Below are 12473 nucleotides of genomic sequence, written 5' to 3'. Positions count from 1 at the left end.
TACTCAACTTATATCATTTTATTTCTTTGAAAGGAAACCAGCATACGCACAAACAAGCACCGTGCGTTTTACATAAAATAATCGAGATTAAAGGGAGGTGCAGGTGTTGGGAATGCGATTGAACAAAAAAAGGACAGTGAGGCTGATTAAGAAGAGAAGAGAACAATCTCTATCTGTTTTATCTAATTCATCCTCGAAAAAATCAAAAAAAAGAGTGATCCATTCGCACAAACGAAGAAAAAAGCATGATGACGTATTGTTTAATGTAATCGGGCCAAATGGAGACGCCACAGTAGAGAAGTGCGGAAATCTTGTTTTTGAATCCGAAACGATAGATATCGAAGTTTCCAAAGGATCGGCAATTGTTCGTCTTGAAGCTCCGGTTGGTCCTGAGGGGCCGAGGGGAAAACGCGGGAAACACGGAAAACATGGTAAACATGGCAAGAGAGGTAAACGAGGAGAAAGAGGGCCGACAGGAGCAACTGGCGCTACAGGCGCGACAGGCGATACAGGTGAAACGGGAGCAACTGGGGCTACCGGAGCTACAGGATCAACGGGAGCAACCGGGGCTACAGGACAAACAGGTAGCACTGGAGCCACTGGCGGAACAGGAGCAACCGGAGCAACCGGGGCTACAGGACAGACCGGTACGACAGGCGACACTGGAGCGACTGGAGTAACAGGCCCAACCGGTCCGACAGGCCCAACCGGTCCGACAGGACCGACGGGTCAAACAGGCGAGACAGGTGAAACCGGAGCAACCGGAGCTGATGGTACAACTGGGGCGACTGGCGCAGATGGAGCGACAGGCCCAACAGGCCCAACAGGTCCAACGGGAGCAGGCGGTGCAACTGGAGCAACCGGAGCGGATGGAGCAACAGGCCCGACCGGCCCAACTGGAGCAACCGGAGCCGATGGAGCAACGGGCCCGACCGGCCCAACAGGAACAGGCGGCGCAACTGGTGCAACCGGAGCTGATGGAGTGACTGGCGCAGACGGAGTAACAGGCCCTATCGGCCCTACCGGCCCAACGGGAGCAGGCGGCGCAACTGGTGCAACCGGAGCTGATGGAGCGACTGGCGCAGACGGAGCGACAGGCCCTACCGGCCCAACGGGAGCAGACGGGGCAACTGGTGCAACTGGAGCTGATGGAGCGACTGGCGCAGACGGAGCAACAGGCCCTACCGGCCCTACCGGCCCAACGGGAGCAGACGGGGCAACTGGTGCAACCGGAGCTGATGGAGCGACAGGCCCAACAGGAACAGGCGGCGCAACTGGTGCAACCGGAGCGGACGGAGCGACAGGCTCTACCGGCCCAACGGGAGCAGGCGGTGCAACTGGAGCAACCGGAGCTGATGGAGCGACTGGCGCAACTGGAGCAACCGGAGCTGATGGAGCAACAGGCCCTACCGGCCCAACGGGAGCAGGCGGAGCAACTGGTGCAACCGGAGCTGATGGAGCGACCGGCCCAACGGGAGCAGACGGGGCAACGGGTGCAACTGGAGCTGATGGAGCGACTGGCGCAGACGGAGCAACAGGCCCGACCGGCGCAACGGGAGCAGGCGGCGCAACTGGAGCAACCGGAGCTGATGGAGCGACAGGCCCGACCGGCCCAACGGGAGCAGACGGGGCAACGGGTGCAACCGGAGCTGATGGAGCGACTGGCGCAGACGGAGCGACAGGCCCGACCGGCCCAACTGGAGCAACCGGAGCCGATGGAGCAACGGGCCCGACCGGCCCAACAGGAACAGGCGGCGCAACTGGTGCAACCGGAGCTGATGGAGCGACTGGCGCAGACGGAGCAACAGGCCCGACCGGCCCAACGGGAGCAGGCGGAGCAACGGGTGCAACCGGAGCTGATGGAGCGACCGGCCCAACGGGAGCAGACGGGGCAACCGGAGCTGATGGAGCGACTGGCGCAGACGGAGCAACTGGCCCGACCGGCCCAACGGGAACAGGCGGCGCAACTGGTGCAACCGGAGCTGATGGAGCGACTGGCGCAGACGGAGCGACAGGCCCTACCGGCCCAACTGGAGCAGACGGGGCAACCGGTGCTACTGGGGCAACAGGACCCGAACCGACGTTTTTCACAAAAGTAATTAACTTTGGCGGGAACAATGTTGGCTTTCAGCGTATAGCCGGCTCGCCGGGAGCTCTCTCCAATGCGATTCCATATGTCGATGCAGCCGATGGAAGCGTAGTGGCTTTTTCGGGGGCGATAGATGTAAACAACTTGCCAATCGGAACGTACCTTATCCAAGTATGCTTTGATGTCATTAACAACTCAGTTGCTCCGTTGGCGGGCAATATCATCTCCACCATTACGCTAACCACTACTGCCGTTTTGTCCGGCACACTCATTTTCTCTATTCGTCCAACAGATGTAGGAGCGCAGCCCGTGCGCGTTTCCAATGGAGCCGCATATGCGGTTACACCAAATGCAACAGTCACATGGACCAGCAATATTGCTGGTAACCCTGTTACAAGAAATGACGCCATTTCGGTATTCTTGAATATGAACGTAACACAAAATGCCGTTTACTCCGTTTATATTTCAACGGCTATTTAAGCAATCGCTGCGATTGTTCAATCAACAAGCCAAGACAAAAGAGAGGGGCCGACGATGTTCTCCTCTCTTGCTTGCGCTCATTTATTGTTTTTAAAGGTGGATTCCAATGCTGAAATCGCCGCTCCCCAATGTTCCGCATCGCTTTTCGCTATAACGCTGCCATGGCGCGCTGTCAGGGTTAAGACTGGATTTTCGGAGGCGTCGGAATCATCTTGCAGACGATAAAAAACAAGATATTCCTCTTCAAGTTCAATGTACTGAGGGAGAAAAAAGGCTTCTTTTGAAGCAATCCGCTCGTCGCCCTTATATTGCTTTATCAACTCTGAAGCTGCCAATTTGATGGCTTTGTTTTCCTCAATAACAGAAGTTGGTTTTAGGCGCAATACATAGTCCGAAGCATCAATGAGTTGGGACAAGTCTTGAGCCTGCTCAAGCACCGTATTGGCAGGGCCATCAAAGGTTGACAGTGTGGACGATTTGTTTATTTCATCCCTAATTTGCCCAGAGGTTTTGCCGCTAAATGGCCCAACGGCGAATCTCCCTCCTTCTAGCGGATTGGGATGAATAAGAGAGGCATAGGTAGGTCCTTCAAAATATTCGGAGTTTCGCTGTTCCAGAAACAGCAGATATTGCGTTCCTTCCTCCGCAAGCGGTTCGGCAGAAAATACGGAAATGGAGTGCTCCTCCAAATGATCCCTTCCTTTTAGCTGTTCTTTAACTTTGACCGAATACTCTATGGTTGTTTTGCTAAACTCGCTGCTGCTTGCCAATTCGCCTACTATAATATAGTCGGATAGCGCTACAATATCATCCATTGTACGAATCGAAGGATCTATTAAGGCGCTGTTTAAGCCGGCCTGAAAATCATATTCCCGATCATTCTCCGCACTGCATGCGGAAAGTCCCAAAGCTAGCGATAGGAACAATAAAATGCCTCTGACACGCTTCATCTTATCTCTCCTCTCTAATTAACTTTCTTTTATATGAAAATATAGTAACATGAGGAAAATAACGCGTACACTCATTTTATGGATAGCCATTATGATCGAGGTGCAAAAAACAAGAAAAACGCAAACATTGATTTTCTCTTTTTCGAAGCTCTCCTTGCCTATATGATAAATGGAGCATGAACTTGGGTTCAACATGAACCGTTCAGAGGAATGCTGCCGCCGTTTCAATACGGTATGGAAAGGAGCAGATTTAATTGAAATCGATCATGCAACTTCTGCATTTTGGCTACCATCAGGCGATGAGCTGCATTTTTCCTGTCGCTATTTTTGTCACATTGGCACTTACAAGCGCACTCGAGATTCCTTATCTCCCCCGCTATGACGTTATTTTGCTTATACTGCTTGGCGTGCAATATTTGATGTACCGGAGCGGATTAGAGACGCTTGACGAAATAAAAGTGATTTGTGTCTTCCACTTGATTGGTTTAGCGCTGGAGCTGTACAAGGTGTGGATGGGGTCATGGTCTTATCCGGATCCCGGGTATAGTAAGCTTTTTGGCGTCCCGCTTTACAGCGGATTTATGTATGCGAGTGTTGCGAGTTTTATGTGCCAGATTTGGCGAAGATTGCGCATGGATATGACTGGATGGCCGGGACTTGCGCCTGCTGCCTTATTGGGAGGGGCTATTTATTTCAATTTCTTCACCCATCATTTTATTCCCGATTTTCGCTGGTGGCTCACCGCGCTTGTATTTATCGTCTTCTGGAAAACGAGAATTATTTACCGGGTGCGGAAAGCAACTTATGTGATGCCCTTAACGCTTGCTTTTATCATTGTTGGCTTCTTTATATGGGCGGCGGAAAATATTGCGACCTTTCTGGGCGCGTGGAAATATCCCGATCAGCATGAAACCTGGCGTCTGGTCAGCTTCAGCAAAATCAGCTCATGGTTTCTTCTGGTTATCATCAGCGTTATTATCGTGGCCCAGCTCAAACATGTGAAGGCTGGCCGCGCTGCGAACAAAGAAATGTAGCTGAGGGCACATGCCCTGGTAATCGCCATTTACCTGAATTACCCTAGGGCTTGTTTGCAAACACACCCTAAAAAAATCTCCACAGAGACAAAACCTTAACGTGCCAACCGGCACTATATAGATGAAGCCCAAAGCCAATAGCCGAAGCAGGATGACTCCCGATAAGCTATCATTCGGAATAGAGCTTCAACTGTATAGAGACTACTACGACTACTGCTATCAAAAGATTGCTGGAAGTTCGCCCGGCAACGATCGCGTCAATCTTCATTTCGCCACCAAATCGTTCCTCGGCGGATTATTCCCGATGCTCGTTACGCAATCGCTGGAAGATGGATATTTAAAGTATAGCCATCACAAAATGGTTGGCGTAGTCCACTTGCTTCGCTAGTTTTCCCGCTGTCGGGTCGGCCGTTAATGACGGTCGGCCTTATTGCGTTTGGGATAAATTCAGTATGCCGGAATGGGTCATAATTCGCCTTTTGCCGAATAGGAATAGTGAATCGGGCAGGTATGCCCATACGCATCTTTGACTGTACAAGTGCGGTTTTCAGCTCTAAAAGGGAGGGTTATTATGCATCCCGCTCATGCTTATGCCAGAAATGTTGACTTAAGCACCTTAACGACCTTTCGAGCGCTTGTGTCGGCTCTCATTCCCAATACGCCGGAGCTTTCCGTTTTTGGGGCGGAGCAAACCTTGGGCGCAACGGATTTCTGTATTCAGGACTATCTGATTTGGGAATTGGATCACTCCCTGTTGCTTGTTGCAAGCGAGGGCCTCGCCAATATTCCATTGTCGGCGTCAACCGCCATTCTGCTTAATGCAGGAGCTATTGAGCTGCTTAATGCCGGGCAGGCGCAATGCTGGCCAAACTTGACCATATGGCATCTCAGCCCATTTGCGTCCATTGCCGCCATCGACCGCATTCGCGTTCTCCAATTTCTAGGGGATGCTCAGTTAGAAATGGGCCCGCTGCCGCCTCCTTATGGCAACAAGATATGGATTGTTGCCATGATAAGCTTCCTGAACCGGCATAGTATGTTTGGCAATTATTCCGAATGGCCCGCCTACGGAAGTACGCGTCTGATGACGCCGGTTGACCGCAGGCTGCAATATTTTCCCGTTAGCTGGAGTCAAGTCGGCTATCCCGGGGTGCAGCCCGGCTATCGGGTTTTTATGGGATCTCCATTAACCATTGTGAGAGAAGGAGGGACGTCAACTGTTGTATCAAGCTGAAAAGGCTTTCGATGCCGACGTCATTGTCATTGGTTCGGGGGGCGGCGGAGCCGTTGTGGCCAAGGAACTGGGCGAAGCCGGATTGAATGTGCTGGTGCTTGAAGCAGGTCCCTGGTACGGAAATAAAAAATGGGAAAATCCGAACAGCGAACGAGGCGGGGAATGGAGCTCGGAATACGGCGACCTGGATATCGGAATTTATAAAAAAATTTACAACGGCTACGAAAATAATATGAACGACATGGTTTCCGGCGCGTTCCGCTTTGGCCCCGCCGACCGCGGCCGCCCTCCGTGGCACCGGATGATAGCAGGAAAGGGAGCGATTTGGCAGGTTGCAGGCGTAGGAGGAACAACCCAGCATTACTGGACGCAATCTCCTCGCGCCTTTCCGTCTGCAATTGACGGGATTTGGCCGATCAGCTATCGCGAACTGATGCCCTATTACGAAAAAGCGGAGGCCACGTTGCCTGTACAATTTTCGCCTACGACACCGAAGGAGGAATTGTTTTATTACGGCGCCAAAAAAGCGGGCTGGAGCCTGAATCCCACCCTCAACGTCACTCAGCCCGGGTACCGGCCCAACCCCAACGCCATTTTGCCCGTCAACGAACATCTGATGGACCCTAATTATTCGCTGGAGCAGTTGTCCCATATGGAAGGGTGCACGCTCAAAGGGAACTGCGTAAACGGATGCAGCGTAGGGCCCTCCGTTGACCGGATTGCCAAAAGAAGCACGCTGGTCAGCTATGTGCCGCTGGCGCTTAAGACAGGCCGTGTAGCCATTCGCCCAAATTCTTTTGTCATAAAAGTGCTGACCGAAGCCGATGCCCAAGGAGGAGTTCGGACAAGCGGCGTTTTGTTCAGGGATACATGGTCTGGCGAGATCGGCGAGTTGTCGGCTAAAGTGGTGGTCATGGCCGCAGGTTGTATCGAATCGCCGCGCTTATGGCTGAACTCCGATCTTCCGCACAATGATTGGGTGGGCAGGGGTTTGACCAATCATTGCTTCGACTGGGTTGGCGGCGTATTCGACGAACGGGATTTGCTTCGGGTGATGGGCGTAAACCAGGTGTATCCTTATGCGGGACATACATCGGGCGCGCGGGTCGACATACCGGGCATCGGGATTTTCCAGGTTTCTTGCCTTAGCCCCGGACTGATGTCTTATTTGACCTACGGCTTCAGCGAGGCTGGATACAACGCCTTAAATCCCCCTGCGAAAGGCGAACCTTGGGATATTCGAGGCATGGTCGCAGGTCCTCAACTGAAAGAGCTCATGATGAATTACACAAGAACGATGACGATGCTGCTGCTTACAGACGATGAAACGTTGTACCACAACCGGGTGGAGGTAGATCCGCTGCTCAGGGATGAAAACGGCCCGATTCCGGTTATCCATTACACGCCAAGCGCCAAAACGTTGAAGCGGCGCGATCAATTGGCCAGATATGCGTCAGAGACGCTGCAGCAAGCGGGCGCCCGCTCCATTATCCGCTCAGATACGCCTTTTTCCTTTATGCTTCATCTGGAAAGTACGATGAGAATAGGACACGTGGTAGATGTCAATTGCGAAGCCTACCAAGTCAAACGGCTGTTTATTGCGGATAATAGCGTCCATTACAATGGAATAGGCGGCCCGAATCCGACTCTGACGACGCAAGCTTTGGCCACGAGAACAGCTGAGAAAATCGCATTCCTCTACTTTTCTTAGGAGCGCCATAGTTGGAAGCTGGTTTATTATAGTATACTTCTAGTGACCAGAGTTTGACTGAGAGGGGACAGGAAATGGCCTATTGGACGAAATCGGTTTTTTCGGACTTGCCTGCGGCGGCGAAGGATGCATGGCTGAAAGAGCTTGTGCAGGCGCTGCCTGGCGGGTTTTCTTATAAAGGACTTGCGTCTTTTGAAAGGTTTGGAACTGCTCTGGAAACGGGAGTATATCTCTATGGAGATAGAGAGTTTGTTTATGTTCCGGGAGATGCGGTGACGCTTGGCTGGGAGGACTGGCAAGAAGGAATGGACGAAGACACGGAGGAGGAATTCCGGGCTACGTTGGATGAATACGATGTGGAGGATGGCACCGCCTTTTTGAAAAGCATGATGTCCCCGGTCCGCAAGGCTGACATTCCGCCGATGCTGGTTGAACGTTACGCGCGCGGAATTGGCTGGATCGAGGTTGCCGAGCAGGATGAGGAAGCCTATGACTACGAGGATTTTCACGAGGAGCTGGAAAAGTTCAAAACCTCCGGCTATAACGAATATACGTGCTACAACAGCTTCAAATTTGTTCGGGAACAAGACGCCGTAAGATGTTATCTTTTTGATGAAGAATTGACTTATGGAGGGCTTGTTGAAGAGCTTTCATCAGAAGGTTTTTCGCTGCCTAACGAGGATCAGTGGGAATACCTGTACGGCGGCGGCTGCCGCACCCTGTTTCCATGGGGAGACAGCTTTGATTACAGCCTGCGGGTAAAATATTTCGGCGACGAGGATGGGGCGGACTCAGCCGGCAAGGAGAAAGGATATGACCTTGAGAAGCCAAACGGATTCGGGCTTTGTTTTGCAGGCGATCCTTATCAATATGAGCTGATCTCGGGAGAAACCTCCTTTTTGCTCAAGGGCGGAGACGGCGGCGGGATGGTATGCGGCGGTACGGGCTTGCTAATGGGGTATTTGCCGGCCGTTGCCCCGTATTACCGCGATCCGTATGGGCAAGAGCTGGAGTGGGAGGACCTGTTTGATCATATGAATATCAGGAGAATCATTGTCCTGAAGTAAGGGACAACGTATGTTTATCCCTTTAACGTCATCGTTAAGCAAAATAATGCCAAGAACAGGTTGGAGAAATCCAGGCCTGTTTTTTTTGGGCCGGGTAGGGATATTTTAGTGGTTGCAAGGAAATGATGAATCATATAGAATGAGAACAAATGTTCTGTTTATGGAGCCGGTTAACAATCGTGGCAGGACATCGTAATGAAGTCATTACGGGACCGCATTCGCTCTGCTGCTGCGAGCAGAGGCGGACGGCACAAAACGGGGGGCTTTGAATGAGCAAGCTTGACGGAAACGAAAGATGGAAATCCAAGATGCTTTTGACGGAACATCAGGAGCAGCATGACCAGCGTGGCCAAATTCCCGTTAGCGGCCGTCCTGGATTAGAGGAATTGACCATGATACGCGACTACATTATGTTTCCGCATATCATTGCAATGCTGCAGAAGGGGATGGAGCATATCCGCGTGTCGCGGCTTCCCCTCAAGGACCTGAACATTCGTTGTCTTGAAATATTTATGTTGCGTACAACGGATGAATATTATGACCTGAAGCGATCTCTGAAACGGCGTAACATTAAAGTGTTTACGGATGAAACCGGGGACGGAATTCTGTATCACCGCTATTTGTGCCGGGGATACGAAGAGCGGTTTGGCATTGCGCGGGAAGCGCTGCGGATGGAGATCAGCAATAAAATGACTCAATACATTGAGGAACTGGGAGAACAGCTGCGGGCGCCCAAACGGGAAGGGTAAGAAATACAACAGGAGGGACGGGCGGCCCCGCCATTCATACGCACAAATGATGGACCATCTCTTGCGAGATGGTTTTTGCTTTTTCTTTATTTATTTGCTTGATACAGCTCGAGTGAGACGTTTTCCGACTCCTCATGATCGGGCAACTGGGAATAAAACATCCCATAGAGCAAGGCATATTTCTCATCATCGGAATCGGAGTGAATTTCTATGTATTCACCATAGGTGGTGTCAATGCTAAAATAGCGAAGCTGCGTAATGATTTCGCCGCTATCCGACTTTATCGTCTCCGAGTCGTAAGCAACGGACTGGATCTCGTCCAGGTTTACTTTGTGATCCAGAATTGCTGGCAGTTGGTCTATCATCATTGCCCTCCTTATGTAGACAAAAAGCGCAAGTCCTAAGGAAATGCTGCAATGCATCCCGAAACCTGCGCTTTATATTGTAGAATAGGTTAACATCTTGCTCACCCCGCTAAACGTCTCCAAAAGAATTCAGAGAGAGGTGCTGGTCGCACTTCAGTGAATGTCGCGGAACAATCCGATTACTTTACCCAGAATGGTCACATTAGGCAGCAGAATCGGTTTCATGGAAGCATTCTCGGGCTGCAGGCGAATGTGATCCCTCTCTTTGTAGAACGTTTTGACGGTAGCCTCGTCGTCCTCCGTCATCGCAACCACGATTTCGCCGTTGTTGGCCGTTTGCTGCTGTCGCACAATCACATAGTCGCCGTTATGTATGCCGGCTTCAATCATGCTGTCGCCAATAACATTAAGAATAAAAACGTTGCTGTCCCCTACATAATGGGAAGGAAGCGGGAAATAATCCTCTATATTCTCCGTCGCCGTAATGGGCAGGCCTGCGGTAACTTTGCCCACGATTGGCACCTGCGCTACGGGAAGCGGAATGACGTTGTCATTGGGATCCTGGTTAAGGATTTCGATCGCGCGAGGCTTCGTGGGGTCGCGGCGGATAAAACCCTTCTTTTCCAAACGGTCCAGATGGCCGTGTACCGTGGAGCTGGAGAGCAATCCGACAGCTTCGGCAATTTCTCGTACGGACGGGGGATAACCCTTATCCTTGACTTCCTGCTTGATAAAATCAAGAATCGAATTTTGTCGCTTGGAAATCTTCGACACTTCCATCATCTCCATTCATGCTTATTGTGACAAATTATAGCACAGAACCGAGGTTCGTACAAACATAAGTTCTCAAGCACAAAAGTTCGCATTTTGTATTGACCGCAAACATTTGTTCGTGTTATCTTAAAAACAGAACAAACGTTTGGGGTGCTGAATATGCTAATGATGAGTTCAAGCAATAGCTCTTACAAGTCCATTCATGTTATGAACGCTATAGGAAAGACACAGGAGAAGATCTCCGGTCTCCGGCAGGTTGCCAATTGGATTAGAGGCCACATGCTGAAAGCTATTGTCAGCGCGGTATTATTTGCGGTGTTGTCCACATGCTTTCTGATTGCCGTGACCAATGCTTTGCCGGAAACGGTTGCGGAACCTTCCGGTAACGAAATTGTAATTGCAGTGGGCAGCGGCGACACTCTCTGGGGCATTGCCGGTCGCCATAGCGACGGGGGTCAGGATATCCGGTATGTCGTACACATGATTAAGGAACGGAACGGCTTGCAGACCTCTGCCATCATGCCTGGCCAAAGGCTCATACTTCCTGAATTATAAGTAAGGATCACTTTGTCTCATCGCGCTTCCTTCATATCCCATTAGTCATAGATAGCAATAAGGCCTGTTGCGTTACGCAGGCCTTATTGCTTTTTTATTTGTATGCTTTCAAAGGCTTGCAGAGGTCGCTTATACCTTGACAATGAGGCGCTGGAAGTGTCAAAGTAAGGAGAAGTGATTTTTGCAGCATGACCGGAGGGAGCAGAGAGTAATGGATATTGACAAGTTGATTGCCAGAATTAATGAATTGTCGCGCAAGAACAAAACGGTAGGACTAAGCGATGAAGAAACAAAAGAGCGTGACGAGCTGCGCCAGCAATACCTGAATAATTTCAAACAGAATTTCAGGCAGCAGCTGGACACTATTAAATATGTAGAAGACGAAGAAAACAACATCACGCATTAAGTTTGGAGGGCGGTTTAACCGATGAACTACCATTTGCTAGGGAAAAGCGGGCTTGCAGTATCCGAATTGTGTCTGGGAACGATGACTTTCGGCAATACGACCAGCGAAGGCGATTCTATAGAAATGATTCACCGGTTTCTGGACAAGGGCGGCAATTTTCTGGATACGGCAAACGTTTATGTTAACGGGCGTTCGGAGGAAATTGTCGGAAAGGCCATACAAGGCAAGCGTTCGGAGGTAGTGCTGGCTACCAAGGTTCGGATGGTAACCTCGCCTCACGTAAACGGGGCTGGTTTGTCGCGCAAACACATCATGGACGAGGTCGATGCCAGCCTCAGGCGGCTTCAGACGGATTATATCGATCTTTATCAGGTTCATGCCTGGGATCAGGCGACGCCGATCGAAGAGACGCTGCGAAGTTTGGATGATCTGGTTACGTCGGGCAAAGTTCGCTACATTGGCTGCTCCAACTTTTTTGCATGGCAGCTGATGAAAAGCCTGGCTTGCAGCGATGTCAACCGTTACGTTCGGTTTGTATCGCTCCAGCCGCAATACAGCCTTGTCAGCCGGCAGATGGATAGGGAAATGATGCCGCTTTGCCTGGAGGAAAAGGTTGGCCTCATTCCTTGGGCTCCGCTTGGAGGCGGTTTCCTGACGGGAAGATACGGGCGCGAGGAGCCGACGGAAGGCCGTTTAACGGCAAAAGCGGGTGAAAGCTCGTGGCAATATCGGAATACCGAACGTAATTTTTACATACTGGATACGCTGCTGGACGCGGCCCGTCAGGTGGGAAAAACGCCTGCCCAAACCGCGCTTAATTGGCTGCTGGGGAAAGAAGGAATCGTTTCGCCGATTTTTGGCGCCAGCACGTTGGCTCAGTTTGAGGATAATATCGGGGCTGCGGGCTGGGAACTGCCCCAGGAGCTATGGGACAAGCTGGATCAGGCCAGCGCCCTGCCCCAGGACTATCCGGATCGTTTTATCGAGAAATTCCGCCGTCCCTTGCTATAAGGTCTAATCGTTCGAGTTCAAAGGTTCGGTTTTCCGACATAGGCAAGA

The 12473-nt window shown here is 51.2% G+C and carries 13 protein-coding genes; 10 read left to right on the top strand and 3 right to left on the bottom strand.

Annotated features, from left to right (window positions below; genetic code table 11):
- The first annotated feature begins 256 nt into the window (after positions 1 to 256).
- Complete coding sequence (locus ACX93W_RS04355) at positions 257 to 2569, top strand: collagen-like triple helix repeat-containing protein (protein WP_459391085.1); 2313 nt, start codon at positions 257 to 259, stop codon at positions 2567 to 2569.
- 77 nt (positions 2570 to 2646) lie between these two features.
- Here ACX93W_RS04355 and ACX93W_RS04350 read toward each other — a convergent pair whose 3' ends face one another.
- Positions 2647 to 3519, bottom strand: coding sequence for a hypothetical protein (locus ACX93W_RS04350; protein ID WP_459391084.1), 873 nt, complete (start codon positions 3517 to 3519; stop codon positions 2647 to 2649).
- A gap of 266 nt (positions 3520 to 3785) precedes the next feature.
- Between ACX93W_RS04350 and ACX93W_RS04345 the strand changes: the two genes are divergently transcribed.
- The 6 genes from ACX93W_RS04345 (at position 3786) to ACX93W_RS04320 (ending at position 9314) form a co-directional block, all read left to right on the top strand.
- Positions 3786 to 4553, top strand: a complete 768-nt coding sequence (locus ACX93W_RS04345) for a DUF817 domain-containing protein (protein ID WP_459392007.1) — start codon at positions 3786 to 3788, stop codon at positions 4551 to 4553.
- 151 nt (positions 4554 to 4704) lie between these two features.
- Positions 4705 to 4941 (top strand): hypothetical protein, encoded by a 237-nt coding sequence (locus ACX93W_RS04340; protein WP_459391083.1) that lies wholly within the window; start codon positions 4705 to 4707, stop codon positions 4939 to 4941.
- A gap of 183 nt (positions 4942 to 5124) precedes the next feature.
- Positions 5125 to 5787 carry a hypothetical protein gene (locus ACX93W_RS04335; RefSeq protein WP_459391082.1) on the top strand — a complete coding sequence of 221 codons (663 nt, stop codon included), beginning with the start codon at positions 5125 to 5127 and terminating at the stop codon, positions 5785 to 5787.
- Positions 5774 to 7498: a GMC family oxidoreductase N-terminal domain-containing protein gene (locus tag ACX93W_RS04330; protein ID WP_459391081.1), complete on the top strand. Its 1725-nt coding sequence runs from the start codon at positions 5774 to 5776 to the stop codon at positions 7496 to 7498. The genes ACX93W_RS04335 and ACX93W_RS04330 overlap by 14 nt, the downstream gene beginning before the upstream one ends.
- Before the next feature lie 74 nt (positions 7499 to 7572).
- Positions 7573 to 8565, top strand: a complete 993-nt coding sequence (locus ACX93W_RS04325) for a hypothetical protein (RefSeq protein WP_459391080.1) — start codon at positions 7573 to 7575, stop codon at positions 8563 to 8565.
- A 269-nt stretch (positions 8566 to 8834) separates the two neighbouring features.
- Complete coding sequence (locus ACX93W_RS04320; RefSeq protein WP_459391079.1) at positions 8835 to 9314, top strand: hypothetical protein; 480 nt, start codon at positions 8835 to 8837, stop codon at positions 9312 to 9314.
- Between the two features lie 86 nt (positions 9315 to 9400).
- On the opposite strand, the gene ACX93W_RS04315 is transcribed toward ACX93W_RS04320, so the two are convergent.
- Complete coding sequence (locus tag ACX93W_RS04315) at positions 9401 to 9682, bottom strand: hypothetical protein (RefSeq protein WP_459391078.1); 282 nt, start codon at positions 9680 to 9682, stop codon at positions 9401 to 9403.
- Between the two features lie 150 nt (positions 9683 to 9832).
- Positions 9833 to 10453 (bottom strand): transcriptional repressor LexA, encoded by a 621-nt coding sequence (lexA, locus tag ACX93W_RS04310; protein ID WP_459391077.1) that lies wholly within the window; start codon positions 10451 to 10453, stop codon positions 9833 to 9835.
- Between the two features lie 279 nt (positions 10454 to 10732).
- On the opposite strand from lexA, the gene ACX93W_RS04305 reads away from it, so the two are divergent.
- The 3 genes from ACX93W_RS04305 to ACX93W_RS04295 all read left to right on the top strand — a co-directional run bounded on the left by ACX93W_RS04305 (position 10733) and on the right by ACX93W_RS04295 (position 12425).
- The gene (locus ACX93W_RS04305; protein WP_459391076.1) at positions 10733 to 11008 is read left to right on the top strand and encodes a LysM peptidoglycan-binding domain-containing protein; all 276 of its coding nucleotides are present in this window, start codon (positions 10733 to 10735) and stop codon (positions 11006 to 11008) included.
- A 211-nt stretch (positions 11009 to 11219) separates the two neighbouring features.
- Entirely contained in the window at positions 11220 to 11414 is a 195-nt protein-coding gene (locus ACX93W_RS04300) for a DUF896 domain-containing protein (protein WP_459391075.1), read from the top strand.
- Positions 11415 to 11435: 21 nt separating this feature from the next.
- Complete coding sequence (locus ACX93W_RS04295; protein WP_459391074.1) at positions 11436 to 12425, top strand: aldo/keto reductase; 990 nt, start codon at positions 11436 to 11438, stop codon at positions 12423 to 12425.
- The last annotated feature ends 48 nt before the right edge of the window (positions 12426 to 12473 follow it).

The sequence above is a fragment of the Paenibacillus sp. CAU 1782 genome (assembly GCF_054551715.1).
Note: the sequence above shows the minus strand (reverse complement) of the source record. Positions and strands in the feature narration are given on the sequence as shown.